Origin of the sequence: Trinickia diaoshuihuensis (genome assembly GCF_003390925.1) — a bacterium.
In the GTDB taxonomy this organism is placed as follows: domain Bacteria; phylum Pseudomonadota; class Gammaproteobacteria; order Burkholderiales; family Burkholderiaceae; genus Trinickia; species Trinickia diaoshuihuensis.
In genome coordinates this window covers 1-24,761 of record NZ_QUBS01000059.1, presented here as the reverse complement: position 1 = coordinate 24,761, position 24,761 = coordinate 1, and the positions used below count along the sequence as shown (strand labels likewise).

Below are 24,761 nucleotides of genomic sequence, written 5' to 3'. Positions count from 1 at the left end.
GATTGCCCGTGTGAAAGTAGGTAATCGTCAGGCTCCTCATGCTAAGAACCCCCGTCAGCCACCGCGCTCTCGGGGGTTTTTGCTTTGCGCATCATGCGCGGTTATTAGCACCTAAGGTGCCCCAGGGACCCTGGGACTCAGACCAGTCCGAATTTCTCCCTTTTACACCGAGAGGCGGGCTTACGGCCCTAGACTACGCGCCCGTTTTCTTTTCGGAGCCCGTATGTCGTGCAAAGCATTCTCACTCCTGGTGATTTTTGCAATGCCTCTTGCCTATGGCGCGACGATCTGGATGAGAGACGCGCGACAAACAAGATGAGAATGTCGCGGCGGGGTTGATGATGCCGATCTTGATTGTCGCTGGCAAGCACCGCGCGTCAATCTGCGAGGTCGATTGCGTAACGCGTGACGATGGCCGTCAAGATACGCTTAACACAATGGCGCTTGGCCTCGGTCAGCGGCGTCGGCACGGTTCCCGAATCTAGTGCCGCTAGCTCCTGCCCGAGCAAGGCCAACAACGTCACGCGTGACGCGGTGACTTCGTCGCCGATCGCGTCGATGACGGCGCGTTTGCGGCGTAGGCGATACGCGCGCTGCCGTTGCGCCGCGGTGCGCACAACAAGCGTATCGCTGGCGTGATCGGGTACGCCGTCCCGCGTGACGCTCAGTTGCAGGTCGTTGCTCATGACTGATCCTCCTGGCGCGGCGGCACGCGGACATTGTTTGGCGTGGCGAAGTTGGCGGGGCGTCCGGGGCCTTGCTGCTTGCGTTGCAGCGCGGTGCGCCGGCGGTAGCTTTCGACGTTCAGCTCGAAGATGGTCGAGTGATGGACCAGACGGTCGACAGCGGCCAGCGTCATGGCCGGATCGGGGAAGACCTTGTTCCATTCGCCAAACGGCTGATTGGCGGTAATGAGAAGGGAACGGCGCTCGTACCTGGCGCTGATCAGCTCGAACAATACGGACGTCTCCGCTTGGTCCTTGGTGACGTACGCCAGATCGTCCAGGATGAGCAGATCGAAGCGATCGAGCCGGTTGATCGCCGATTCGAGGGCGAGTTCGCGGCGTGCCACCTGCAAGCGCTGCACGAGATCGGAGGTGCGAGCGAACAGCACCTTCCAGCCCTTCTCCACGAGGCTCAGGCCGATAGCCGACGACAGGTGCGATTTACCTCCGCCGGGTGGGCCCATGAGAATCAAGTTGGCACCGCCGCGTAGCCACCCATCACCGGCGCACAGCGCCGACACCTGGGCCTTGGAGACCATTGGCACCGCGTCGAAGTCGAAGTTCTCCAGCGTCTTGCCCGGCAGCAGCTTGGCGTCCGCGAGGTGACGTTCGATACGGCGTCGGTCGCGCTCGGCGATCTCATGTTCGGCCAGCGCCATCAGCAGGCGCGCTGCAGGCCAGCCTTCCTTATCGGAGCGCTCGGCGAAGTCCGGCCACATGAGCTTGATGGCAGGCAGGCGCAATTCGCTGAGCAGCAGCGACACGCGAGTAGCGTCGAAGTCGTTGCTCATGCCGCAGCCTCCATGTCGAAGCTCAGCAGAGCCTCGTAATCGCGCAACGAAGCCAGTTGTACATGCACCTGCGGCACACTCGCCGGGTCCGGCGCGAAGCGCGAGCGCAGCGCTTGCAGATCGGGCAATTGCCCCTGGGCGATGTACTGATCCAGCGCCTGCGCCAACTGCCCCTCGCAGGCGCGCTCGTGTGCCATGCTCAGCAGTTCCACCATGGTCTTGCACGCCGTGCGCGGCGGCAGTTGTTCGCACAGGCGATCGAACGTCAGTCGATAGGCCTCGCGCGGGAACAGTTGATCGCGGTAGATCAGGCTCATCAGCGCCATCGGCTTGCGACGTAACGCGTGAATGACGTGCCGATAGTCAATGACGTGTCCGTGCTTGCCGTTCACGCCGGGGCGTCCGCGCTGTAGCGTCATCAAGGCCGTGCCACCCAGAAACAGCTCGAGCCGGTCGTCGTATAGGCGCACGCGCAGCCGATGGCCGATCAGGCGCGATGGGACGGTGTAGAACACCTTGCGCAAAGTGAAGCCGCCGGTGGAGGTCACGTACACGCGAGTTTCCTCGTAGTCGCTAGTACGCTGACCCGGCAGCGGCTGCAGGAATGGCCGCTCCGCCTCGATGCGCTTGCCGTTGCGTGCGTTCTGGCGGCTGACGATCTCGTCGACGAAGCGGCGATAGTCGGCCAGGTCAATGAATTCGGTACTGCCGCGCAGCAGCAGCGCGTCACGGATGGCATTCTTGAGGTGGCCGTGAGGGCTCTCGATGGCGCCGTTCTCATGAGCGACGCCGCGGTTGTTGCGGGTAGGCTGCATGCCGTAGTGGGCGCACAGCGCTTCGTAGCGCGTGGTCAGATCGTCGCGTGCTTCGCGATCGAGGTTGCGGAATGCCGCAGACAGACTGTCGCTGCGGTGTTCGCGGGGCGCGCCTCCCAACGCCCATAACGCGTTCTGCAGCCCTTCGGCGAGCGCGACATAGCTCTCGCCGCCGAGAATGACATGAGCGTGCTCGAAGCCCGAGCAGGCCAGTCGGAAGTGGTATAGGCGGTGATCAAGCGCGACACCCGCCACGCTCACGCCCAGGCTGTGCATGTCGGTGAAGTCGGACAGCCCAAGGCGACCGGGCTCATGCACCTGGCGGAATATGACGTCGCGCTCCTCGCCATGCACGGCACGCCAATCGCGGATGCGTCGCTCCAATGTTCGTCGCACAGTGCGCGACAAGCTCGGATGGCGCCGAAGCATCTCCTCGAACACTGCTACCGGCCGAATGCCAGGAGCAGCTCGCAGCAGCGGAACAATCTCGGCGTCAAAGATCTCGGCCAAGGGATCGGGGCGGCGCCGCTCGCGCGGCACCTTCTTCTGGGATGGCAGCCGCAGATCCTGTTCGATGCGATAGGCCGTGGCCACGCTGAATCCCGCGCGCGCGGCCGCCGTGGACGGTCCTTCGGTGCGTCTGTACTTCATGTAAAGCCTCATTTGGTGGTCGTTGACGTGTCGTCCGGGGACGGCGGCCTCCCTTGCAAGGAAGACTCGTTCATACCCGATCCGCCGCGACCACCGACAGGGCTCTGTGCTAAAGGCGAGCACTTCCGGCGCGGCACAGCATCGGCGGTTCCGGGCTATGCCCGTCACCGCCGATGCTGCGTCTGCATTCTCATCCTGATTGACGCGCTGTTCTCATCTTGATTGACGCGCGGCACTTGCCGCCGAGGCGTCACTACGTGACAACTCGGCGTATGAAAATTGCATGCTGCAATCATTGCGAGAGAGCCGCAGCGGCGACGTAACGAATTTGATCCGCCAATCATGCGAGGCGATATATCACAACGGTGCGATGCTATTGCCCCGCGACCGTAGATACCACGAGTGCATATTGCAATCGCTGCCCGGAGTGAGAGATGAGGCTGCAGCTCAGCAAATCGTGTCGATTTGCCGTCGGCGTGGAGGATTATGATCTCCGTATCCGCATTCATTGCGGCTCCGCCTGGGCCGGATATGGATCTCACTACCCCCGATCGCTACCGCTGTCCCCGCTCTCTACGCGAGCCGCGTCCGTTGGGCCAGGATTTCGCGGATGCGCCAATGATACGCTGTCTCGCAAATTTCTGAAGCTGGGGGACGGTCGTGCTTTCACGGTTTGGTGCTGGAAATCGCGTAATTTCTGCTGAATGGATGCGATTTCGTCAGAAGGCTTCTCGGCGATTGGCTCGTGCCTCGGTTGCCCGGCTAGGTGCGAGTGGTTCACATACAAGCTGTCGCGCGCGCCTGCCACGCCGGTGCGACGAGAAATTGGCGTTTCTTCGTCGTCCTCGAACTTGGACAAGTTTGCCTTCGCCAATCTTATATCGCGAGAGAGTTTTTCGGCTTTTTCGGTTGCCTGTCGCTTTGCGGTCTCCTCAGCCGAGAATGGGACGTTTGCCGTATTGACCGGTACCGCACCGAGCTTTTTGTTTGCATTAAAGCCCAGTTGCAACCCCAGCTTGGCGGACGCAACAAACTGAGCGATAGGCCCAGGCAGTCCCTTCTCCTTATAAGTCGCTGCGACTCTCCGCCTTGCTTGACTAAACGGAGACTTGTCCGCGTTGTCCATCAATTTTTGATTTCTTGTCGTCAGTGCATCGTGCCATGCATCGGCACTCGACCTCGGCTGCGCGGCAGGCCTGGTTGTCACTGGTTCTTCGCTTTCAACAGCGTTGGAATTGGACTGCGGTCCTCTAACAGAACCAACTCGCATTGGAAACTCCGGAAGTGAGATCTCCGAGACGATACGTTGATGGTTGCGAGCCTCCCGTGTTATGTGCGAAATCGCATTCTCCGAAACGAACGGACACATTCTGTCCATCCCCGATTCTTTCTCCTCGAGCGGGCGCCTAGCGGCTTTTCCGCCTACATCGGCTGTAATGCGGCATGCCCGTTGCTGGCCGTTCTTCGTTGCCGCTGGATTTGCGGCGCGCTTCAATCGAGGAATAGACGATGACGAGCAGACCGACACCACCAATGCCCGAGCAGCAGCAAGAGCAAGTCCCCGGTAAAACCGCACCGATGTCCCCTCAACCGGATCATGGGGAGCAAAGCTACGAGGGGCATGGACGTCTCGCCGGCAAGGCGGCAATCGTGACGGGGGGCGATAGCGGCATCGGCCGCGCAGTCGCCATAGCGTTCGCTCGCGAAGGCGCGGACGTCCTCATTGCCTATTACAACGAGCACGACGATGCGCGAGAGACGGCGCGCTGGGTCGAGCAAGCGGGGAGAAAGGCCGTGCTGGTCGCGGGCGATCTCGCGCAGCGCGAACAAGCGCGAGCGATCGTGGATCGCGCGGTCCAGGCGTTCGGCCGGATCGACGTGCTCGTGAACAATGCCGCGCATCAGATGAATTACGAATCCGTCGAAGAGATCAGCGACGACGAATGGGACCGTACCTTCGATATCAATATCGGTGCGATGTTTCGACTCGTCAAAGCGGCGCTCCCGCATATGAAACCCGGCAGCGCGATCGTCAACACGACGTCGGTCAACGCCGATAAGCCCCGTCCAACCTTGCTCCCTTACGCGACCACGAAGGGCGCGATTCAAAATTTCACCGGCGGGCTTGCTCAACTGCTCGCCGAGCGCGGTATCCGTGCGAACTGCGTCGCGCCGGGTCCGATTTGGACCCCGCTGATCCCCGCCACGCTGCCGCCCGATAACGTCAAGGAATTCGGCAAGCAAACACCGATGAAGCGGCCCGGCCAGCCTGCCGAACTGGCACCGGTCTACGTCATGCTCGCCAGTAATGAAGCGAGCTATGTGTCCGGGGCGACCGTCGCGGTGACGGGCGGGGTGCCGATCATTTGAGGGGTGCGTCTCGAAGATGACAGGCACCGTTGATCTGGATGCCGCGGTCGCGGCGCGCGAGGAGACTCACGAATCGGGCAGTGCCCCGCGCCGGCATGGGTTGCTCGAGGTCGGGCGCAACTGTCGCACGATCGCGCGTGCCGATCGCTTCGCGCTGCTGATCGACGGCAGTGATTATTTTTCCGTCTTGCGTGAAGCGCTGCTGGCTGCCGAGCGGACGATTTTTATCGTCGGCTGGGACATCGATAGCCGCATGCGGCTCGTGCCCGGGGAAACGGGCGACGGTCTTCCCGGCCCGTTAGGCGAATTCTTGCAGGCGTTATCGGCGCGCCGGCAGCGATTGCGCATCTACGTCCTCGCTTGGGACTTCGCGATGATCTATGCCTTCGAGCGCGAATGGATGCCCGTTTATCAAACAGGCTGGCGCTCGCAGCGGGGGATCGTATTCCGGCAAGACGGCACGCATCCACGCGGTGCGTCGCATCATCAAAAAATGGTGGTCGTCGACGATCGACTCGCATTCGTCGGTGGTCTCGATCTCACGCGATCGCGTTGGGACACCCCCGCGCATGCGGCGGACGAGCCGCGCCGGCGCGATGCGAACGGCGTGCCTTATGGCCCGTTTCACGACGTTCAGGCCATGTTCGACGGTGATGCGGCCGCCGCCATCGGCGCGCTCGTTCGCGAACGCTGGCAACGGTCATGCGGTAAGCGGATCGCCGTGCGCGCGCATCGCGCAGTGGAGCGCGAGGCCGATCCCTGGCCCGCGAGCGCGAAGGTGGAGCTACGTGACGTCATGCTCGGCATTTCGGTCACGCAGCCCCCATATCGTTTATACGATGCCGTTCAAGATATTCAAGCGCTAACGGCCGATGCAATCGGCGCCGCACGCAACAACGTATATATCGAAAACCAATATTTCACGGCGGCCGTCGTTCGCGAAGCGTTGGCATCGCGACTCGCCCGCAACGACGGGCCCGACATTGCTGTGGTGGTCCCGCGCGTGCAAAGCGGATGGCTGCAAGAAGCGACGATGGGCGTTCTCCGTGCCCGGCTGCATCGCGCGCTCGTCGAATCGGATCGCTATGGACGCTTCCGCATGTATTGCCCCCACGTCGATGGTCTGGGCAACGGTTGCGTCAATGTACATAGCAAACTGATGATCATCGACGACACGCTGATCACGGTTGGCAGTGCCAATTTGAACAATCGATCGATGGTACTCGACACAGAGTGCAATGTGACGATCGACGCAAACGGCGACGGCCGCATACGCGAGGCGATCGCCGCTTGGCGAAATAGGTTGTTGGCCGAGCATCTCGACGTCCCGGATGCAGCGGTATCGAGCGCGTTATCGCAAAAACAGCGGCTAAACGCAGCGATCGAAACGTTGCAGCGCCGCGAGGGCCGAACTCTGCGACCGTTTACCCCGGTTGTGACCGCCGATTTGGATGCCCTCGTGCCGCTCAACGCTTGGCTCGACCCGGAGCGGCCGATCGAGCCGGATGCCCTCGTGCGCGAGTTCATCCCCGAAAGCCGTCATAAGTCGTTGACCGCGCGGTTCCTGTTGCTCGGCGCGCTGGTACTGGCCGCGGCCACGATGGCTGCGGTCTGGCAGTTTACGGCGGTCGGCCATCACTTGAACTTAGCTGAGCTCGTGCAGCTCATCAGGCGCATCGATGCGCTTCCGCTCGCACCGGTGATCGTTTTGACGGGCTATGTCGTCGCGGCCGTGATCTCGGTGCCAATTACGGTGCTCATCGCGGCGACGGGTCTCGTGTTCGGCGCGTGGCCGGGCATCGGTTATGCACTGGGTGGAACGCTGCTGTCGGCGCTGGCGACGTATGGTCTCGGCGTGTTGCTCGGCCGCGATGCGGTGCGGCGGTTGGCCGGTACGCGTGCCAACCGGCTGAGCGAACGCCTTGGCGCACAAGGGATTGTGACGGTCATCGTCCTACGGTTGCTGCCGATCGCCCCATTCACGATCGTCAATCTCGTTGCGGGAGCGTCGCATATTCGGCTGCGCGATTTTATGATCGGTTCGACGTTCGGGATGGTGCCCGGCATTTTATTGACCGTCACGTTCGCGCATCAGTTGCTCAATGCGATCCGCCACCCCGGCGTCGGTTCGGTCGCCGCGATGCTGGCAATCGGCATGGCGCTCGTGGGTATCTCGGTGATGCTGCAGCGCTGGCTGGGGCGGCGCAAGTGAATGCGAATCTGAACGAGCATGCAGAGCCGTTCGTCGATCTAAAGACGGCCGGAGCGGAGATCGCGCCACCACCGGCTTTGCAACAGCAGCGGGCCTGCGAACTGCGGATCGCCACTTATAACATTCATGGCGGACTGCCTGCGTGGACCGCTCAGTCCAAGCGCCAAATGGTGGGCAGGATCGCTCGCGTCCTCGACGAACTCGAGGCGGACATCGTCGCGTTGCAAGAGGTGCCGCTAGGCGGCTCCGAAGTGCCCGACGTATTGTCGCAACTGCGCGAGGCGAGCGGGATGTATGCGGTCGAGGGGCCCACGCTCGATACGCCGAAACGCCGCTACGGCAACGCGGTGCTGTCCCGCCTGCCGGTACGCATGGCGCGCACGCTCGATCTATCGTTCCATCGCCGTGAGCCGCGCGGCGCACTGGATGCGGACATCGAATGCGCCGGGCGCGTGATTCGCGTCGTCGCTACGCACCTCGGCTTGTCGGCTTCCGAGCGCAGTGCCCAGGTAAGAACGCTGCTTTCCACATTCGACAATAGCGAGTTGCCCGTCATTTTGCTCGGCGACATCAACGAATGGTTCGTGCGCGGGCGTGCACTGCGGATGCTCCTCTCGCATTTCCGGCCCGCGCCGACGCCGCGCACGTTTCCGACGTTTTGCCCGATCTTTGCACTCGATCGTATCTGGATGCACCCAGGGGAATGCTTGGTCGATGTCGCGGTCCATCGAAGCCCGCTCGCGCGTCAGGCCTCCGACCACTATCCGCTCGTCGCCCGTATCCGCATGCCGCCCCATCGATCGGACGGTTGATTTGGAGGGAAGTCATGAACACCGGTGAATTGCAGGGCTCTGATCTCGACTATTGGTGCGCCCGCGCGCTGGTCGACGACGATGAGGAAATCGTCTTTACGCAGGTCGAGCCGAGTGTCGTCGTCACCTTCACGCACGGTGCGTTGCGTAAGCTTGCACAGCCCTTCGCGCCGGCCAGCGAGTGGGGCGACGCGCTCGAGATGTTGGAGCGGGCGCGCGACCTGCAATGGCGCCGCGACGAGCGCGGTGCGCACTGCCGCGCGCAATTCGAAGGCGCCGATCCCTGCGAAGCGCAGGGCGAGCATCCCCGCATCGCCTTGTTGCGCGCATTCGTGCGCGCGCGCTTCGGCGAGACGGTGGGCGATCGTCCCGCCGCGCCGCATGCGGTCCGCGGGGGAAAAGTGCGTCCTTACGATGCCGGCGGCGTCCCGCCGACGTATGGCGATAACGTGGGCGCCGGCGACGAAATCGGCAACATTCGCTCGGTGCCTAGACCGTAGCGGCGCTCAAATCGCGGCGCCGCGCACGAGGCGCACGCGCGTGATTTCGGACGGCGCGCCTAGCCGCTTCGGCGGCCCCCAATAGCCCGTGCCGCGGCTGGTATAGATCCAAAGCCCGTCGAGCTTCGCGAGTCCGGCTGTGAACGGCTGCTGAAAGCGAACGAAGAAATTCCATGGAAAGAACTGGCCGCCGTGCGTATGTCCCGACAATTGCAGGGTATAACCGGCGTCGGCCGCGGCATGGGCTGTCCGCGGCTGGTGCGCCAATAGAACTTTGATACGGATGTGGCCGGGTGCGTCGGCGAGAGCGGCGGCGGGATCGCTGCGATGAGCCTCATCGAAATGGCCGGCCGTGTAGTCGGTCACGCCCGCGAGGATGAACGGGGCACCTCGATGCTCGAGCACGACGTGCTCGTTCAAAAGAACGCGTAATCCAAGCCGTTCGAATTGATCGATCCATTGCGCAGCGCCCGAGTAATACTCGTGGTTACCGGTGACGAGATAGGCGCCGTAGCGAGCGGTGAGCCGGCGCAGCGGCTCGGTATGACTTGCCAACTGTGCGACGCTGCCGTCCACGACATCGCCCGTGACGGCGATCACATCGGGCTTCAAATGGTTGACCGCGTCGACGATCGCGTCGACATAGCGCGCTTTGATCGTCGGTCCGACGTGAATATCGCTGATTTGTACGATCGTCAGCCCCTCCAGTTCGGCGGGTAACGCCTCGATCGGCACGTCGACGGTGACGACCCTTGCACGCCGGCGCGCGTTGAAGAAACCGATCGTCGTCGATAGGAGCGCGAGCACCGGCACGCCGACGGCGGTGTCGACTCGCCACCGGTCCAAGGGCACCGCATGGTGCCATAGCGCATCGACGGTGAGCGCCGAGGCGAGCACGATATCGCGCAAGAACGTAAAGACGAGCAGCGACGAAAACAGGCCCATGGCGATCAAGCCGATCCAAGCGATGCGGTCGGCTTGCGGTTGACGCTCGAAGCTGCGAGCGAGCATCCCCAACGGAATCAAGCAGCACGACAGTACCAGCGCGCACGCTGCGGCCAATTTAACCGGCAAGCCTACCGGCAACTCGGGAATGATGCGCAACCCGACGTAGACGTGCATCAGCACGCCGATCAGTATCGCGCGCATGAAAAACGATGAGCGACGCATAGGCAGGGAAAAGAAAATGAAGCCAGGGCGAACCTAGTTGCTGGACGAAACGACTCGAAGCATTGTACCGAGCGGCGCGCAACGGTGCCGGACGCCCGTCGGACAACGTGCCGAGGCGGGTTAACGGCGGTTTCCCATATCCTGAAATCGATCTAAGCTACGAGTGTTCATGATTCGATTCCTAGGCAGATCGGGTTTCGAATGGGAGGAGGCGAATGATGAAAACGGCTAAATGGATCCACAGACCGCATCGTTCCCATCATCTCGGCTACGAGGGCAGCCACGTCATGTTGCCGCTCGTCGTGCTGTCGTTGATGGCGCTTGGCGTCTATTACCTCGTGCGTCGCGCCGATTTGCTCGAGATTAGCCGTAGTGCGTTGTTCGACGTCATGATGGTGTTCGTCGCACTGGGCATCGCAGGGCTTTTCGGCGTGGTGGGCGCGTGGCTGCGCTCCGACGGTGATAGCCAAAATGAAGGGTTTTGCTTCGTCGGCGCGTTGATCGGCGCCATCGTCTTTTATGTCGCGCTTCTGACCTGAGTCGCGCCGACGCCCGTTCGGGCGCGGCGACGCCTTGCTTGGAAAACGGCCGTAAAGCGATCAAACGATGCGTGCGGCCTCGTCGAACGATAGGCGCGGGTTGCGCGCGGGCAGCCGCGTGCGGTCGCCGTAGCCGAGGTTGATCAGGAAGTTCGACCTCAGCGTCGTTCCCGCGAAAAACGCTTCATCCACTTTGGCGGCGTCGAAACCCGACATGGGTCCCGCGTCGAGACCGAGCGAGCGTGCCGCCATGATCAAATACGCGCCTTGCAGCGACGAGTTGCGAAACGCCGTGCTGCGAATCACTTCGTCGTTGCCCGCGAACCAGCTCCGCGCATCCGTGTGTGGAAACAGCTTCGGCAAATGCTCGTAGAACGCCATATCCATGGCTACGATGACGGTGACCGGCGCGGCCATCGTCTTTTCCAGATTGCCTGCCGATAGGGCCGGTTTCAGTTTTTCTTTCGCTTCGGCCGTTTTCACGAAGACGAAGCGGGCTGGGCTGGAGTTTGCCGAGGTCGGGCCCATCACGGCCAGGGCGAATATTTGCTTCAGCAGAAGATCGTCCACGGGCTTGGGTAGCCAAACACTGTGGGTGCGGGCTTCGCGGAAGAGCTGATCGAGAGCGTCGTCGGAAAGGAACATGGTCGACCGAAGGGCGGCATAAGGGCCAGAGTTCGAAACGGCTTAATGATAGCGAGACCAGAGATTGCTTGCAGCGGCCCGGCGACGGTTTTTGCGTGACGCGACAGCAAGATTTCGAATGCGCAGGTCCCGTCCGCCGTGAGAAAAAGGGCAGGGGCGGACAGGGACGAAGCAATTGCGCCGGCCGGTGGGCCGGTCGAGGGTGTCGATGCGATGATGGATGACATGTTCGGCGGGGTGCCGCAGGTCGATATCGACTGGTACCCGCATTGGTTGTCGCCCGATGAGGCGACGCTCGCGCTAAGCGCACTAGTCGAGGAAGTGCACTGGAAGCAGGACCTTATTCGCACCCCCGGCGGAATCAAGCCGCTGCCGCGTTTGACGGCCTGGCAAGGCGATCCGGGTGCGGTCTACGTGTACTCCGGCATTCGCAACGAGCCGCTCGCATGGACTCCCACGGTTCAGGCCCTAAAGTCGCTGGCGGAGACGACGTGTGGGGCGCGCTTTAACAGCGTCCTGCTCAATCGATACCGGAGCGGAGAGGACAGCATGGGATGGCACGCCGATCGCGAAGCCGAACTCGGTCCTGAGCCGGTGATCGCATCGGTAAGCTTGGGTACCGCGCGGCGGTTCGACTTACGGCACAGCGCCACGGGCGCCGTGCGCGCGTTCGAATTGACGAGCGGCAGCTTGCTCGTTATGCGGGGGCGCACGCAACAGGACTGGCGGCACCGCATCGCGAAGGTCCCCGGTCTGCGCGGTGAACGCATCAACTTGACCTTCAGGTTCGTCTCGGCGGTCGACAAACCGAGTCGACGCTAGTGTTCGCGTTATTTGTCCTATAAGAAGAATAAAATTTTTATGCGCATAAACTTTCCTCCGTGAGGCGGCGGAGGTCCCTTATTGCGGGGGATATGGCGGATGGTGCCGATACTCTCTCGCCATCCCCTCGCACGGTACCCGTATCCTGACTGATTGCGGGCCCGATGCGAGCGGCGTTTCGCGATGCGCGGGCCCGATCGTTCGGACAACGAAGGAAAGACAGCGCATGAAGATTCCTGTGGTTTATGGCGCGGTGGTGCTCGCCGTTTCGACACCCGCGCTGGCTCAGCGGCCGGCGGTTTACCCCTTACGCAGTCAAACGGCGGCGACTCAAAGCTTGGATAACGCCTATTGCTATGGGGAAGCGAGGCGGCAAACGGGTGTCGATATGGCGCGGCAGTCGCAGCGTCCTATGCGTACAAAGCCGCTCCAGTTCGCCGCCGACGGCGGCAGAGGCGCCAGTGAACCGCCGCTGCCCGCTACGCGCGCAGCGTCAGGCAGCGCCGCGCATGGGGCAAAACCCGGCGCGCAAACTTCGGAGGTGCATGCGGCTGCGAGCGCCGGCCCGAGCGCCTCTTCTCCGGCGGTCGATGCCCCGGCGCGTCCGGGGACGGCATCGGGCTCCGCCGGCGCGGATTCAGCCGCGTCTACCGCCAATCTGCCGCCGTTGCCGCCGCCGCAATCGCCGATGGAAACCTATTGGCAAGCTTACGGCGACTGCATGCAAAGCCGAGGTTACGGCGTGCAATGATGCCGTTGGCATCGTGCGGCGGTCGCAACCAGCGCGCGGGCCGCCGGCCACGCGACATCGGTGCCTTGCAATCGATCCGCCGCGGCCTAGACTTTATTTCTCGGCGAACATCGTGGGGGGAATAGGAGATGCGTTTGACCATTTTGATTAACGGTTCGGATCCCACCGTCAATCATGATTACGCAGTGCTTTGGCTCGATACCGAGGAACGCGTCTGGTCCAGAGAGTCTCATGACGGGATCGATCTTCCGCCTTGGGGGGAGTTGCGTGACGAGGGCGATGTGACGAAGTTGTGCGCCCCGACGGCCGAACAGCCGCTATGCACTTTGAGCGGCTTGCACGTGGAGCGCGACTACCCGACGGCGGCGCAGGGCGGGGCGCAATGGTCCTGCGGTTCGGTTGGCCGCACGGACGGCGTATGGCGCCTGCAGGCCGTCGAGAAAAAGCCTGTTCAACCCGAGCACAGCGTATTCAGGCGGTGAGTCCGCACCGGCTCACACCTGCTGTCCACAGGCAGTAAAAAATGTCTTACCGTTCGTTACGAAATCCCCCGAACGGCATTTCGTTTAGGTATAGTCGGCCTTGGCTATCTCGAGGCCAACCCTCCTAGGCCCGTCCGGCTTGCGCCGGCGGGCCGTCTTTTTATCCGCATTCCCTCCACGGCTCGGTCACTCGCCTCCCAGAACTGGGTGGTGTGCATCCGTGCGCATTTGGCAACAATAGCGCGTCGCCAGTGATCCCGCCTCGAAGCAACGCAATGGCGGGTTCGATTCGTATGACGCAATGCGGTCCGCGCACCCGCAATGAGATAGTCCGAAACGCGGAAACCTGCGTGCGGCGTGCCTATGCGCCGTGACGGCCATATGAAAAAACGTTGCGATTTAGCAACTGCCGCCAGGCGAAATCGGCCGAATCGACCGGGTCCGTCGCGCCCCTCTACCACAAAACAAATCCGTTCAAAAACAATGGACTAGGGGTTTTTCCCAGGTCGATTGTTTCCTATAGCGCAAGAATGTGTTGTGCGATCCGCGTATACCCTATCCAGGGGTGGCACGTAGACTCGGCCCTCATCGGACGGGTCAATCGATTTTGATCGCGGCGCTGCTTCGGAAGCGGCATCGAGAATTGGCCCGTCTATTCCGAAATCTGGCAGTGAGCCAGTTTTATAAAAGGGACTTCTCAAATGAAAAAAACCCTGGTCGTCGCAGCGGTTTCCGCCTCTTTCGCAGTCGCAGCACATGCACAAAGCAGCGTCACGCTGTACGGCGTGATCGATGCGGGTCTGACGTACACGAGCAACTCCGGTGGTAAGTCGAACTGGCAACAAACGTCGGGCGGCATCGATCAAAGCCGCTTCGGTCTGCGCGGTTCGGAAGACCTCGGCAACGGTCTGAAGGCAATCTTCAACCTGGAAAGCGGTTTCAACCTGAACAACGGCCGTTACGCAAACAGCGGCAGCGAGTTCAACCGTCAATCGTACGTTGGTCTGTCGAGCAACTACGGCACGGTGACGTTGGGCCGTCAATATGACGCGGCGCAAGACTTCCTGGCACCGCTGAGCGCAACGGGTAGCTGGGGCGGTACGTCGTTTGCCCACGTCGGCAACCTCGACAACCTGAACACGAACTACGGCAACGCGGTCAACAACTCGATCAAGTTCACGAGCGCGAACTATGCCGGCTTCACGTTCGGCGGCACGTACGGTTTCTCGAACCAAGCAGGTGCGTTCGCGAACAACCGGGAATACAGCGTCGGCGCGGCTTATCAGTTCCAAGGCCTGCGCGTGGCGGCTTCGTACGCTCAGTTGAACAATCCGTTCGGCAACACGGTTGGCGCGACGGATAACGCAGCGACGATCGCTAACGGCAACTTCCGCGATCGTACGTACGGCGTGGGCGCTGCATACGCCTTCGGCCCGGCGCAAGTCGGCGCGGTGTGGACCCAAACGCGTCTGGACAACTTCCTGGTTGCGCAATCGCTGCGTCAAGACAACTACGAAGTCAACGCGAAGTACAACCTGACGCCGGCTCTGGGTCTGGGCGTTGCTTACACGTTCACGGACCAGCAAGGCTCGGGCTTGGCGAACAGCCTGTCGGCACGTTTCCACCAAGTCGGCGCGCAAGCTGACTACGCGCTCTCCAAGCGCACGGACGTCTACGCTCAAGTCGTGTACCAACACGCAAGCACGATCGGCGCGTCGGTGTACAACGGCACGTTTGGCGGCGCTTCGACGTCGGACAACCAAACGGCAGCTACGGTTGGCCTGCGTCACCGCTTCTAAGCCGGCCCTTACGGTCTAATCGCAAGAACGGCGCCGCGCTCGCGGCGTCGCATACTGCGAGCGAGCCCCACGTTTTGCGGAACGTGGGGCTTTTTCTATTGCGCTCCTATCGCTTGCTTCGGTTTACAGATACTTCCCCCTACTAACCACCGGGCCAAAGCGCGCCACATCGGGGGTTCTCCCTATACTGATCTCGTTGAGCATGCGTGGCACAACGTGCACGCTCCATGCATCGGCCTAATCGAGGCCATTGAATCATCGAGGTAGCGACCATGAGTGAAGCAGCGGCACCGAGGGAAGACGAGGCGCTTCGCACCGACGTCGTCATCATCGGCGCGGGACCGGTGGGGCTTTTTGCGGCGTTCGAAGCGGGTGTCGTCGGCTTATCGTGCCATATCGTCGATGCGCTCGAACAGGTAGGCGGCCAGTGCATCGAGCTCTATCCCGACAAGCCGATCTTCGACATCCCCGCGGTTCCCGTATGCACCGCGCGGCAGTTGATCGATCGCCTCATGGAGCAATGCAAGCCGTTCGCTCCGCCCATCCATCTCGGACAACGCGTGATGGCGCTCCAGCGCATCGAATCGACGCAGCGCTGGCGTGTTACCACGGACGGCGGCCTGGTGTTCGATACGGCCTCGGTGCTGTTGTCGGCGGGTAACGGCGCGTTCGTGCCGCAGCGAGTGGGCTTGCCCGAGGCGCAGGTGCTCGAGGGGCGGCAGGTTCACTATGCCGTGCGCAAGCGGGCAATGTTCGCCGATCAACGCGTCGTCGTCGCGGGCGGCGGCGACTCAGCGCTCGACTGGGCGCTCGCGCTGCGCGGTCAAGCCAAACATATCACCCTCGTGCATCGACGCAATGCGTTTCGCGCAGCCGACGCCACCGTGCAGGAGGTCAAGCGCGCCGTGGACGCCGGTCAGATGGATCTCGTCATCGGGACGCTCGCGACATTGAATGCGCCCAACGATGTGCTTCGCTCGATCGAGGTCAAGACGCTCCAAGGGAGCGTCACGATCGAGGCGGACCATCTCATCGCGCTCTACGGTTTGGTGGCCGATTTGGGCCCCATCGCCAACTGGGGGCTCGACGTGCGAGCCGGGCGAGTGGCGGTCGATACTTCGTTCTACGAAACGTCCGTCCCGGGGGTTTTTGCAGTGGGCGATATCGCGACCTACCCGAACAAGCAAAAGCTGATCTTGTCGGGATTTCACGAGGCGTCGCTCGCGTTGCGCAAGGCTTACGCCTACGCTTTCCCCGATAAAAAGCGGGTGCACGTTCACTCCAGCTACGACGCGAGCTTGTCGGAGCGGATCCTCGGTGCGCCCCTCGCGGAGGAGTCTGTTCACCCCTAGTCTCGACGTTTGATCCGGGTGGTATTCGTCGCGATACGGCTTCGGATCGCCAACGATTAGCAAGCGGCCACACGGCCGAGTGGCCGGCGCTCATCCAGGAGAACGGTATGTACCAACGGATCTTAGTCCCCGTCGACGGCAGCGAAGGCTCGCAGCTCGCGCTCGAGGAAGCGCTCAAGCTCGCGCGTCTTTGCGCCGCGCAACTTCAAGCGGTGTACGTGCTGCAACATCCGACCCAAGTCGTCGACGTGGCCGCGGGATTCGTCGAGCAAGTCCAAATTCGCGATACGTCCAGCGATACGGCCACCACAGTATTAGCCGACGCACGCGAGCGCATGGCGCCGTTCGGAATAACGGGTACCGTGCGCGCCGTCGATGCCTATGGCGAGAATTTGGCGGCGGTGCTCATGCGCGCCATCGACGAATTCGACGCCGATCTCGTCGTCATGTATTCGCACGGCCGCAGCGGAATCCGGCGTCTGTTCGCCGGCAGCGTGGCCGAATCGCTGCTGCACGGCACGACCGTCCCATTATTGTTGTTGCGCAACGGAGAGCATCCGGAAGCGCAATAGCGGAGACGGTCGTAGCGCAGTGCGGGTTGACCTGAATGGGTGCGGATCGATTGGCTCGTTACAATTGACGGTTTTGCCCGGGAGATCACGAGTCGCCCGGGCCGTTCCCATCAGGAGAGGAGGTCTTAGTGACGCGTCCCACCGAGCACGACGGCTTACACCGCGGGCTGAAGAATCGTCATATCCAATTGATCGCGCTCGGCGGCGCCATCGGCACCGGGCTCTTTCTAGGCTCGGCCAGCGTCCTCAAGGCAGCCGGGCCATCCATGATTCTCGGTTACGCGATCGGTGGCCTCATCGCCTTCATGATCATGCGGCAACTCGGCGAGATGGTCGCCCAAGAACCCGTCGCCGGCTCGTTCAGCCACTTCGCGCACAAATACTGGGGCGATTTCGCCGGTTTTCTGTCCGGCTGGAATTATTGGGTCCTCTACGTTCTCGTCAGCATGGCCGAGCTCACGGCCGTCGGAACTTATGTTCACTTCTGGTGGCCTGCCGTTCCCACGTGGGTCTCGGCGCTCGTGTGTTTCGCCGTGATCAACGCGGTCAATTTGGCCAACGTCAAAGCCTACGGGGAAACCGAATTCTGGTTCGCGATCATCAAGGTCGTCGCCGTGATCGGCATGATCGTGTTCGGCGCCTATCTGCTCGAAACGGGGCGCGGAGGACCGCAGGCGTCGTTCTCGAACCTATGGCGCTACGGTGGATTCTTTCCTCATGGCGTGCACGGCTTGTTCATGACGCTTGCCGTCATCATGTTTTCCTTCGGCGGCCTCGAACTCATCGGCATCACCGCGGCCGAGGCCGACGATCCGCGCCGCACGATTCCGAAGGCCGTCAATCAGGTGCTTTATCGCATTTTGATTTTCTATATCGGATCGCTCGTCGTGCTGCTCGCGCTGCACCCCTGGAATGAAGTCGCGCAAGGCGGCAGTCCCTTCGTCATGATCTTTTCTCAGATCGGCGCGGGGCTGACGGCCAACGTGCTCAACGTCGTGGTTTTGACGGCCGCGCTCTCCGTCTACAACAGCTCCGTCTATGCGAACAGCCGCATGCTTTACGGATTGGCCGAGCAGGGCAACGCGCCGCGTGCGCTCCTCAAAGTCGATCGCCGCGGCGTGCCGTATGTCGCGATCGGTCTGTCGGCGGTCGCGACCTTCGCCTGCGTCATCGTCGACTATCTGATTCCCGCGCGCGCGCTCGACGTGTTGATGGCGTTGGTCGTCGCCGCACTCGTCATCAACTGGGCCCTGATCAGTCTCACGCATCTGAAGGCGCGCAAGGCGATGGTGGCGGCAGGGCAAGAGCTCGTGTTCAAGTCGTTCGCCTATCCCGTCGCGAATTGGATCTGCCTTGCGTTCATGGCGATGGTGCTCGGCATCCTGGCCTTCACGCCGGGGCTGTCCGTCTCGGTCTGGCTCGTGCCCGTTTGGCTCTTCGTGATGTGGCTCGGCCACGCCGCTAAGCGGCGCTCGAACTCGGCGATGCCGGCCGGGGCCGGCGGCCGCTAAGCTCGCCCGATGCGCATGGGGCGCCTTTGCGAAGACGCCTCGCGCCATGATGCGGCGCTCTGGAGCGGGGCCGGATCGCCGCGCGCGGCCGCGGCATCCGTTCCCGTGCGACAGCTTCGATCGCTTCGGCAAAGCGCTGCAGCGCCGGCAGCGAGCCGCATACGCTGTGGTAGGTCTGGCTGCCGATGCGCGCATCCAGCAGCACTTGCAGGCCCGCTTGCCGGGCCAACTCGATAATGTCCATGTCACGCCTCCCCGTTAGGCGCTCGTGCAACGCAGGGCGTTGCGAAACCGGCTGAATCGCTCGTCGCGCCGCGCGATGGGTCGCCCGCACCGTGCGGACGCGCGTTCGCATGCGTGCCGAGTATCCAGCCGGCATCCCCGCTCGCTCTTTTTCGTTTTGTGCTGGCGCCATTGACGCACACGACGATAAGTTAACGTCGAAACGGCCGATTTCATTCCTGCCGTTAGACGTGTGCCCATTGTCGTGCGCCCCGTCACGCCGCGAATGTGCGCGGGCGTACCGCCCGGCGCTTATCGATCACGCTTTTGTGCATTCGCGAAGGCCGCACCGCTCCTCGCCGGCGCTATCGAGCGCCCCCCGTGTCCCTGTCCTGTCGCATTAATGTGAAGAATGGTAGTCCACGCATTGCATGCATGACAGCGTGGTAACTACCTATGCGCCGGCCGTACGCTCGCCGCGGCCTGAGCCGCGGCAAGCGGGGAGACGAAGGGGCGGGCTCGGCGGCGCTTAGCCCATCACGATGTTCGTCAACTCGAATCGATACGGGACCGCTGCCGTGCCGCCCCCGCCGCCGGTCATGACGATATCGGCGCTGGCGATGCCGAGCAGCGAGAGTTCCGTATTGATGTCGGAGAGCACGGCCGAATTCATGAGCCTGCCTTCCTCGACCTGCGAAGCCGTGCCGATCCATAAGGTCGGCTTGAATTCGAAGACGGCCTTTTGCCCGGGCGCGATACCTGTCTTCGTCGACAGCAGGCGGCCGTCCTTGAAGATTGACGCGTTAATGGCGCCCGCGCCGAGGTCGTTGCGCACTTGAACTTCACGCGACGTCGAGGCACCGCCGCCCGCCGCGAGTACGTTGCCCGAATGCGATCGCGTGACCGTGAACAATTGGCCGTTTTGCGCCGCTTTTTGCGGCATGTAATTGCCGTCCGAATCGCTGGCCGTTACCGTCGTCGCCATGGGAAAAACGAACGGATGATTCGCGCCGCGGCCGCAGTTCGAAATGACTTTCCACGCCACCGCGAGTTCGTCGAAGTCCGTCGAGACGTTCTTTTGAAAGACGACGACCTGCGAGTTGTTGACGTCGTTCGACAAGTTGATGAAATTGAGTTTGATGTCCATCGCTAACCCTGCCTGTTGATTGTTGGTCGATGTAGGTTGGGCGGCACCTCGATCGCGCCGCCGAACAGTTGGCGCGTTAAGCCATCACCACGTTTTCGAGCCTGAACGCGAACGGCAGCGACGTAGGGCCGGGGCCGCCGCCCGTCATCACGATGTCGGCGCTCTTGAGGCCGAGCAGCGAGATTTCCGTGTTGATGTCGGACATGACCGCCGAATTCATGACCTTGCCTTGTTCGACCTGCGAGGCCACGCCGATCCAAATCGTGGGCTTGAATTCGAAAACGGCCTTTTGCCCGGGGGCGATGGACGTTTTGATCGCGAGGGGCGTGCCGTCTTTGTAGATCGTCGCCCCTACCGCGCCCTGCGGTAGATCGTTGCGCACCTGTACCTCCTTGCTGGAGCCCGGCTGCGAAGCGAGCTGCAGGACGTCTCCCGACGGCGCGCGCACGACCTGGAACACCTGGCCGTTCGTCGCGTCTTGCTGCGGCATGTAGTTTCCATAGCTATCGCTCGTGCTGACGGCCATGGCGATCGGGAAACGGAACGGGTGGTTGTCGCCTTGGCCGCAATTGCGGATGACTTTCCATGCGACGTGCAACTCGTCGAAATCGGTCGACACGTTTTTCTGGAAAATGACGATGCTCGAGTTGTTGGCGTCGTTCGAGCGATTGACGAAGTTCAATTGAATGTCCATCTACTGCTCCTAATCGAAGAGCGGCAATCGGTTTGCCGCGTACCTAACCGCCGGCCCGCGCAAGCACGGGTCGTCGAAGCTGAATCGACTGACGAAAAATCGAATCGGGCGTCGCAGCCGGCGCTAGCGGCGCACGACGTTTTCGAGTTCGAACTGGAACGGCCTTGCTTTTTCCCCGGCGCCACCGCCTGTCATGACGATGTCGGCCGATGCGATCGTGCTCAGTTCGAGTGGCGTATTCGCGCTCGAGATGACGGCCGAGGCGAGGGCGCGGCCTTCTTCGATTTGCGAGCCGACGCCGATCCAAAGCACCGGCGAAAAACGGAAGACGGCTTTTTGTCCCGGCGCGACCGCCGACTTAGCGGCGATCAAGCGGCCGGCGACGAACGCATTGACATTGACGGCACCGCGCGCCAATTGATTGACCACTTCGATATCGCTGTGGACCGTCCCCTCGGGCGAGTTCACGAGGCGGGGCCGTCCGCCCGGGTGTGCGCCGATCGCGAGGCGCGTCCCGTTGGCAACCGGCACGCGAGGCGAGAAGTTGCCGTGGTCGTCACCCAGCGCGATCTCGACGTCGGTCGAGTAGGCGAACGGGTGAATGCAATCGCGGCCGCAGTAACGGATGACGCGCCAAGCGATCGCCAACTCGCCGAACTCGGGGATGACGTCGCGCTGAAATAGCACGATCTGGCTATTGCCGCAGTCGTTCGAGCGATTGATGAAGCGCAGTGCGATGTTCATGCGGCCCCCGCCGTGTCGTCGTCGCTATCGAGCTGGTTCTCCGCCCATTGCACGAGCGCGGCCGGCACGCCCACCGCAAGCGAGCAGAGGTGAGCCGCATAGGCGCTCGCCTGGCTGTGGACGTCGCCGAGCAGCTTCGCGGCCAGCATCGACGCGTCTTGCAGGTTTCGACAGCGCTCGAGCCCCTCGAGATATTCGGCCGTGGCGCTGGTTAGTGCGCTCGTATGTTGCGTTTGGCCCTGCGTCACGCGCGCGGCCAAATCCGTCTGGATTTCGGTCAGGGCTTTGATCGATGCGGCCGCGTTTTTTAGTTGCAGTTGATTGCGCTCCTTGCGCCAGCCGTCATCGAGCGCCGCTTGCATCGCATCGGCATAGTGGCGGCTCATGTTCAACGCGGTCTTCGTGAAGTTCTTCCAGGCGCTCGCGTTCGGCACCACGCCGGCCGTTTGCAGCGACGCGTGCGTCTCGGACGCGAGTTTGTCGGCAAGTTCGAGTGCGGCTTTCTGCGCGGTCTCCCATTGCGCGATGACGGCGGTAAGCATGGCGGATCCTTATCGAGTGGAGAGGGCGGGCGCGGCGTGCAGACGCTCGATCATCTTCATGACGGCCGCCATTTGCGGCGCCGCGTGCGTGTAGAAATCGGGGCGGCTCCCGTCGTCGCTCGTATAGCCCCAAAAGTCCCAGCATTCGAGCGGGTTGCTCGGCGAGCCGCGCTCGGACGACGCAATCTGCGGATAGAGCACGATGATCCGATTCGTGTCGGCGAATTCGTTGTAACCGGTGTCTTTAACGAATCGCATGCCGACCTTATGCACGTTCTGCAGGCAGCCGTGAAACACGACATGCACGGCACAACCGGCGGCTTCACAGCTCCGCGGGACATAGACATAGCCCGTTTGAGCCAGCGAGGCCCGGCGATCGCGATCGAATTCGGTTTGATCGAATGCCAGCAGTTGGCCTGTCGCTTTCGGCGAGGGGGCGTTGAGTTGCGTGCCCGGCGTGCCGTAGATCCATTTCAGGATCTCATGCGACTGCTCGATGCCGCAGTCGTTGATGAATGGCGCTTTGTTGGAGTCGCAGGCGATGTCCTCCGCGCGATCGGTCAGCAAGGCGTGCCCCGCGTTCGGCAGCTTCCGATAGTCGATGTTTTGCTCGCGCACGCCCGCAAGCTTGAAAAAGCGTTCCGTTTGGTCGACGACTTTGGTGAAGACGACTGAATCCTTCGCGCCGCTGAATAAGTAGATTCGCTGCCGCTGAAGGTTCGCGGTATCGTCGATGAGACCTTGAGCCGCGAAGGCCCGCGCATCCTTGTAAGCGATCTCCGCTTTCGGCGCCGGACCGATCGGTTGCATGCACGACGTTACCGCGGCGAGCGAAAGCGGCGTGACGCCTGCGGCGCCCGCGCAATAGAATTCGCCACCGGCAATAATGCCGGCGCCGATCAGTTTGCTCGAATAGGCGACGTCGAATTGCGCCGCCATAAACGCGCCGGACGACAACCCCGACACCGACGTGCGTGACAGATCGGCTCCGCGCCCCTCGAGCGGTGCGCTTAGCGCGTCTTGCGCGAGTGCGGTCCTCGACACCAGCGCGACGAGTGCGAAGCCGATCACGGCGGCACAGGCGATACGGCCTACCGATTTGCCGAGGCGGGCGCGCGCATCGACGGCCGAATTCTCGCGGCGAACCGCTTCGAGACGCGCGGAACTGCTCACGGGGTAGGATAGCGGCGAGGGCGGGCGTCGCAATTCGGATCGTATGATTTTCATTTAGGAGTCCTATATAATGAAGGTTCGTTTTTCGTGTCGATGTGGAACAGCGTACGGGTCTTATGATTCGCGTCATATGAGGCAGATGGGCCGCCCGTAGTCATAGGACTTCCGTACGATGACCGCGCCTGGCGGGTGCCGAACGGGTCAGCGCGGTGCGGCAACGCAATAGGCGAGCGGAATGAAGGTTTGCTTGTCCGCTGTTGCGATGGCGATCGGCTCGTTCGCACGCGTGTAGATCAGACGCAATGCGCCGCGCGGGCCGTATCCGCTGTCGATATCGGCGGCTAGGCGATCGCCGTCGGCGACGCCCGCGAGGCTCTTGCCCGAGAACATGACGGGGCGCGTCTGTGGATCGTCCCATTCGGCGGCGCCGGCCGACACATAGAGCGACGGCGGTAGCCTGCCCTGTCCGTACATGCTCTCCAAAGTCGTTGCGAGCCGTGCGGCGCAGGGTGCGCAAAGCTGAGGGAGCTTGCGCGCAAGCAGCGTTTGGGCGAGCCGGTCTACTTCGGCGCGACACGTGGGCGGCGATTCGGCGCGCGCGGTGCCGACGAGGGCGGCGGCGACCGCCGCGGCTAATGCGGGCACCATGGCGCGCAACCCGGCGGTAAGCGATGTTTTCATACGATGGCTCCTTCGGGTATCACGAGATCTCACGAAAGAAACAACTGGCGTTCGGCCTGGCGACGTTTCGTCAAGCCCGCGAGCGGCTTGCCGCCTGCCTTGTTCCAAACGAGGAATTGATCGGCGGCTTTCTCGAACTGACCCGCGTTCAAGCAGCGCAGCAACGTCGACGATTGCAGCCGGCCGGGCCCCAGGTTGAAGACGAAGCCCATGAGCGCGTCGAATTGCTGTTGAGTCAGCGCAACGCGCACGAGCTTGCGCAGGGCGAGTTCATGGCTGCGCAAGTCTTTTTTCAGGAGGCTCTCGGCGCCGGCCGCGGTGAGCGGCGCGTCGAATTTTTCATGCGGTAAGATGAGATGGCCATATCCGATCGTCGGCTTGCCGACGGCATCCAGGTAGCGGCGAAGGCGTAAGCCTTCGAAGCGTTTGATGAGTTCGATACCGTCCTGGCCGGTATGCTCCGGGCGTTCAAGCATGGGTTTTCTCCTCGTCGGCCGGCTTGCCGCGTTTCGGACGCGGGACGAGCCGGTGCGTGTACTCGTCGATGACGCGCATGATGGCGTCGGGCGGATCCAATGCGGCGAAGTGCATTTCGATATCGATATGCTCCGTGTCGCGCTCCCGCCCGGGCGTATCGCCCGCGCGCTTGGAGGGGGGCGCCAGCGTGACGTGAAAGCGCGCCCGCTGATCGCCGCCCTCGATCGGCATCGCTTCGGCGAAGTCGCCGCGTACGGTCAAATGCACGACCATCTTCTCGAGCGCGAGCCCGCGCGGCGTGGCCAACGCGACCAGCGGCACCGGCATCGTATGCTCGGCGTCGAGCTCGACATCGACCGAACGCGCGGTCAAGAGCCCCTCGTCGTCCGAATCGAAGAACGTATCGAGCACGCGGGTATATTGCTGCGCCAGCAATTGATTGGCGCTGGCGGCGGCGTGCTGCATGCCGCGCGCGATCTCGTCGAGCGCCAAGCCGCGCGGCGGCGCGCCTGGACCCGGCGGAGGCGGCCTGGGCGGCTCGGGCGGAGCGGGCGGCGGGCCG

At 62.4% G+C, this 24,761-nt stretch carries 27 protein-coding genes and 1 pseudogene; 13 read left to right on the top strand and 15 right to left on the bottom strand.

All coding sequences use genetic code 11. The features are described 5' to 3' along the window. Positions 1–377: 377 nt before the first annotated feature. The 3 genes from DXT59_RS12345 to istA are packed head-to-tail and all read right to left on the bottom strand — an operon-like array spanning position 378 to position 2,994. A complete protein-coding gene (locus DXT59_RS12345; RefSeq protein WP_116137187.1) occupies positions 378–686 on the bottom strand; it encodes a hypothetical protein in 309 nt (102 codons plus the stop codon). Next, complete coding sequence (istB, locus tag DXT59_RS12340) at positions 683–1,516, bottom strand: IS21-like element helper ATPase IstB (protein ID WP_116137186.1); 834 nt, start codon at positions 1,514–1,516, stop codon at positions 683–685. Before istB ends, DXT59_RS12345 begins: the two co-directional genes overlap by 4 nt. Beyond that, positions 1,513–2,994, bottom strand: coding sequence for an IS21 family transposase (istA, locus tag DXT59_RS12335; RefSeq protein ID WP_116137185.1), 1,482 nt, complete (start codon positions 2,992–2,994; stop codon positions 1,513–1,515). The genes istB and istA overlap by 4 nt, the downstream gene beginning before the upstream one ends. A 226-nt stretch (positions 2,995–3,220) precedes the next feature. On the opposite strand from istA, the pseudogene DXT59_RS31500 reads away from it, so the two are divergent. Beyond that, a pseudogene (locus tag DXT59_RS31500) lies at positions 3,221–3,472 on the top strand (VF_A0006 family four-cysteine protein); the annotation flags it as partial. 51 nt (positions 3,473–3,523) lie between these two features. Here the strand turns inward: DXT59_RS31500 and DXT59_RS12325 are convergent. Further along, positions 3,524–4,252, bottom strand: coding sequence for a hypothetical protein (locus tag DXT59_RS12325; protein ID WP_162878055.1), 729 nt, complete (start codon positions 4,250–4,252; stop codon positions 3,524–3,526). 239 nt (positions 4,253–4,491) lie between these two features. Here DXT59_RS12325 and DXT59_RS12320 point away from each other — a divergent pair, with 239 nt between their 5' ends. The 4 genes from DXT59_RS12320 to DXT59_RS12305 are packed head-to-tail and all read left to right on the top strand — an operon-like array spanning position 4,492 to position 8,876. Beyond that, positions 4,492–5,352: a glucose 1-dehydrogenase gene (locus DXT59_RS12320; protein ID WP_116137183.1), complete on the top strand. Its 861-nt coding sequence runs from the start codon at positions 4,492–4,494 to the stop codon at positions 5,350–5,352. Positions 5,353–5,368: 16 nt separating this feature from the next. Continuing rightward, positions 5,369–7,564 (top strand): VTT domain-containing protein, encoded by a 2,196-nt coding sequence (locus DXT59_RS12315; RefSeq protein WP_116137182.1) that lies wholly within the window; start codon positions 5,369–5,371, stop codon positions 7,562–7,564. 59 nt (positions 7,565–7,623) lie between these two features. After that, complete coding sequence (locus DXT59_RS12310; RefSeq protein ID WP_162878056.1) at positions 7,624–8,376, top strand: endonuclease/exonuclease/phosphatase family protein; 753 nt, start codon at positions 7,624–7,626, stop codon at positions 8,374–8,376. Positions 8,377–8,390: 14 nt separating this feature from the next. Continuing rightward, a complete protein-coding gene (locus tag DXT59_RS12305) occupies positions 8,391–8,876 on the top strand; it encodes a phage protein NinX family protein (RefSeq protein ID WP_116137181.1) in 486 nt (161 codons plus the stop codon). Between the two features lie 6 nt (positions 8,877–8,882). On the opposite strand, the gene DXT59_RS12300 is transcribed toward DXT59_RS12305, so the two are convergent. Next, positions 8,883–10,046 carry a metallophosphoesterase gene (locus tag DXT59_RS12300; RefSeq protein ID WP_116137180.1) on the bottom strand — a complete coding sequence of 388 codons (1,164 nt, stop codon included), beginning with the start codon at positions 10,044–10,046 and terminating at the stop codon, positions 8,883–8,885. Positions 10,047–10,261: 215 nt separating this feature from the next. Between DXT59_RS12300 and DXT59_RS12295 the strand changes: the two genes are divergently transcribed. Then, complete coding sequence (locus DXT59_RS12295) at positions 10,262–10,585, top strand: hypothetical protein (RefSeq protein WP_116137179.1); 324 nt, start codon at positions 10,262–10,264, stop codon at positions 10,583–10,585. A gap of 60 nt (positions 10,586–10,645) precedes the next feature. Here DXT59_RS12295 and DXT59_RS12290 read toward each other — a convergent pair whose 3' ends face one another. Then, positions 10,646–11,230: a malonic semialdehyde reductase gene (locus tag DXT59_RS12290; RefSeq protein WP_116137178.1), complete on the bottom strand. Its 585-nt coding sequence runs from the start codon at positions 11,228–11,230 to the stop codon at positions 10,646–10,648. 216 nt (positions 11,231–11,446) lie between these two features. Here DXT59_RS12290 and DXT59_RS12285 point away from each other — a divergent pair, with 216 nt between their 5' ends. The 7 genes from DXT59_RS12285 (at position 11,447) to DXT59_RS12255 (ending at position 18,519) form a co-directional block, all read left to right on the top strand. Then, positions 11,447–12,052 (top strand): alpha-ketoglutarate-dependent dioxygenase AlkB family protein, encoded by a 606-nt coding sequence (locus DXT59_RS12285; RefSeq protein WP_116137177.1) that lies wholly within the window; start codon positions 11,447–11,449, stop codon positions 12,050–12,052. Between the two features lie 226 nt (positions 12,053–12,278). Further along, positions 12,279–12,803, top strand: a complete 525-nt coding sequence (locus DXT59_RS12280) for a hypothetical protein (protein ID WP_116137176.1) — start codon at positions 12,279–12,281, stop codon at positions 12,801–12,803. Positions 12,804–12,931: 128 nt separating this feature from the next. Beyond that, entirely contained in the window at positions 12,932–13,285 is a 354-nt protein-coding gene (locus DXT59_RS12275) for a DUF3564 family protein (protein ID WP_116137175.1), read from the top strand. 701 nt (positions 13,286–13,986) lie between these two features. After that, positions 13,987–15,084 carry a porin gene (locus tag DXT59_RS12270; RefSeq protein ID WP_116137174.1) on the top strand — a complete coding sequence of 366 codons (1,098 nt, stop codon included), beginning with the start codon at positions 13,987–13,989 and terminating at the stop codon, positions 15,082–15,084. Positions 15,085–15,356: 272 nt separating this feature from the next. Continuing rightward, complete coding sequence (locus DXT59_RS12265) at positions 15,357–16,436, top strand: NAD(P)/FAD-dependent oxidoreductase (protein ID WP_116137173.1); 1,080 nt, start codon at positions 15,357–15,359, stop codon at positions 16,434–16,436. A gap of 107 nt (positions 16,437–16,543) precedes the next feature. Continuing rightward, positions 16,544–17,008: a universal stress protein gene (locus tag DXT59_RS12260; RefSeq protein ID WP_116137172.1), complete on the top strand. Its 465-nt coding sequence runs from the start codon at positions 16,544–16,546 to the stop codon at positions 17,006–17,008. Between the two features lie 128 nt (positions 17,009–17,136). After that, a complete protein-coding gene (locus DXT59_RS12255; protein ID WP_116137171.1) occupies positions 17,137–18,519 on the top strand; it encodes an amino acid permease in 1,383 nt (460 codons plus the stop codon). On the opposite strand, the gene DXT59_RS12250 is transcribed toward DXT59_RS12255, so the two are convergent. The 9 genes from DXT59_RS12250 to DXT59_RS12210 form a co-directional block, all read right to left on the bottom strand. Next, entirely contained in the window at positions 18,470–18,763 is a 294-nt protein-coding gene (locus DXT59_RS12250; protein WP_116137170.1) for a hypothetical protein, read from the bottom strand. The genes DXT59_RS12255 and DXT59_RS12250 overlap by 50 nt on opposite strands. Positions 18,764–19,270: 507 nt before the next feature. Then, entirely contained in the window at positions 19,271–19,888 is a 618-nt protein-coding gene (locus DXT59_RS12245) for a hypothetical protein (RefSeq protein ID WP_116137169.1), read from the bottom strand. A 76-nt stretch (positions 19,889–19,964) separates the two neighbouring features. Further along, complete coding sequence (locus DXT59_RS12240) at positions 19,965–20,582, bottom strand: hypothetical protein (protein WP_116137168.1); 618 nt, start codon at positions 20,580–20,582, stop codon at positions 19,965–19,967. A gap of 123 nt (positions 20,583–20,705) precedes the next feature. Further along, positions 20,706–21,326, bottom strand: a complete 621-nt coding sequence (locus DXT59_RS12235) for a hypothetical protein (protein ID WP_116137167.1) — start codon at positions 21,324–21,326, stop codon at positions 20,706–20,708. Continuing rightward, positions 21,323–21,868, bottom strand: coding sequence for a phasin family protein (locus DXT59_RS12230; protein ID WP_116137166.1), 546 nt, complete (start codon positions 21,866–21,868; stop codon positions 21,323–21,325). Before DXT59_RS12230 ends, DXT59_RS12235 begins: the two co-directional genes overlap by 4 nt. 9 nt (positions 21,869–21,877) lie before the next feature. Then, entirely contained in the window at positions 21,878–23,095 is a 1,218-nt protein-coding gene (locus DXT59_RS12225; protein WP_116137165.1) for an extracellular catalytic domain type 2 short-chain-length polyhydroxyalkanoate depolymerase, read from the bottom strand. 147 nt (positions 23,096–23,242) lie between these two features. Then, a complete protein-coding gene (locus DXT59_RS12220) occupies positions 23,243–23,722 on the bottom strand; it encodes a PIN domain-containing protein (RefSeq protein ID WP_162878054.1) in 480 nt (159 codons plus the stop codon). Between the two features lie 29 nt (positions 23,723–23,751). Then, positions 23,752–24,198, bottom strand: coding sequence for a lysozyme (locus DXT59_RS12215; RefSeq protein ID WP_116137163.1), 447 nt, complete (start codon positions 24,196–24,198; stop codon positions 23,752–23,754). Continuing rightward, positions 24,191–24,761 (bottom strand): DUF2589 domain-containing protein (locus DXT59_RS12210; protein WP_240324490.1); only part of this gene is annotated, 571 nt, incomplete at its 5' end. The genes DXT59_RS12210 and DXT59_RS12215, both read right to left, overlap by 8 nt.

Coding starts and splice junctions, on each gene's coding strand:
- DXT59_RS12300 (WP_116137180.1), bottom strand. CDS start 10,046: ATGCGTCGCTCATCGTTTTTCATGCGCGCGATACTGATCGGCGTGCTG.
- DXT59_RS12230 (WP_116137166.1), bottom strand. CDS start 21,868: ATGCTTACCGCCGTCATCGCGCAATGGGAGACCGCGCAGAAAGCCGCA.
- DXT59_RS12250 (WP_116137170.1), bottom strand. CDS start 18,763: ATGGACATTATCGAGTTGGCCCGGCAAGCGGGCCTGCAAGTGCTGCTG.
- DXT59_RS12240 (WP_116137168.1), bottom strand. CDS start 20,582: ATGGACATTCAATTGAACTTCGTCAATCGCTCGAACGACGCCAACAAC.
- DXT59_RS12220 (WP_162878054.1), bottom strand. CDS start 23,722: ATGAAAACATCGCTTACCGCCGGGTTGCGCGCCATGGTGCCCGCATTA.
- istA (WP_116137185.1), bottom strand. CDS start 2,994: ATGAGGCTTTACATGAAGTACAGACGCACCGAAGGACCGTCCACGGCG.
- DXT59_RS12275 (WP_116137175.1), top strand. CDS start 12,932: ATGCGTTTGACCATTTTGATTAACGGTTCGGATCCCACCGTCAATCAT.
- DXT59_RS12345 (WP_116137187.1), bottom strand. CDS start 686: ATGAGCAACGACCTGCAACTGAGCGTCACGCGGGACGGCGTACCCGAT.
- DXT59_RS12225 (WP_116137165.1), bottom strand. CDS start 23,095: ATGAAAATCATACGATCCGAATTGCGACGCCCGCCCTCGCCGCTATCC.
- DXT59_RS12305 (WP_116137181.1), top strand. CDS start 8,391: ATGAACACCGGTGAATTGCAGGGCTCTGATCTCGACTATTGGTGCGCC.
- DXT59_RS12290 (WP_116137178.1), bottom strand. CDS start 11,230: ATGTTCCTTTCCGACGACGCTCTCGATCAGCTCTTCCGCGAAGCCCGC.
- DXT59_RS12295 (WP_116137179.1), top strand. CDS start 10,262: ATGATGAAAACGGCTAAATGGATCCACAGACCGCATCGTTCCCATCAT.
- DXT59_RS12280 (WP_116137176.1), top strand. CDS start 12,279: ATGAAGATTCCTGTGGTTTATGGCGCGGTGGTGCTCGCCGTTTCGACA.
- DXT59_RS12270 (WP_116137174.1), top strand. CDS start 13,987: ATGAAAAAAACCCTGGTCGTCGCAGCGGTTTCCGCCTCTTTCGCAGTC.
- DXT59_RS12235 (WP_116137167.1), bottom strand. CDS start 21,326: ATGAACATCGCACTGCGCTTCATCAATCGCTCGAACGACTGCGGCAAT.
- DXT59_RS12260 (WP_116137172.1), top strand. CDS start 16,544: ATGTACCAACGGATCTTAGTCCCCGTCGACGGCAGCGAAGGCTCGCAG.
- DXT59_RS12265 (WP_116137173.1), top strand. CDS start 15,357: ATGAGTGAAGCAGCGGCACCGAGGGAAGACGAGGCGCTTCGCACCGAC.
- DXT59_RS12245 (WP_116137169.1), bottom strand. CDS start 19,888: ATGGACATCAAACTCAATTTCATCAACTTGTCGAACGACGTCAACAAC.
- DXT59_RS12315 (WP_116137182.1), top strand. CDS start 5,369: ATGACAGGCACCGTTGATCTGGATGCCGCGGTCGCGGCGCGCGAGGAG.
- DXT59_RS12325 (WP_162878055.1), bottom strand. CDS start 4,252: ATGCGAGTTGGTTCTGTTAGAGGACCGCAGTCCAATTCCAACGCTGTT.
- DXT59_RS12215 (WP_116137163.1), bottom strand. CDS start 24,198: ATGCTTGAACGCCCGGAGCATACCGGCCAGGACGGTATCGAACTCATC.
- DXT59_RS12320 (WP_116137183.1), top strand. CDS start 4,492: ATGACGAGCAGACCGACACCACCAATGCCCGAGCAGCAGCAAGAGCAA.
- DXT59_RS12285 (WP_116137177.1), top strand. CDS start 11,447: ATGGATGACATGTTCGGCGGGGTGCCGCAGGTCGATATCGACTGGTAC.
- istB (WP_116137186.1), bottom strand. CDS start 1,516: ATGAGCAACGACTTCGACGCTACTCGCGTGTCGCTGCTGCTCAGCGAA.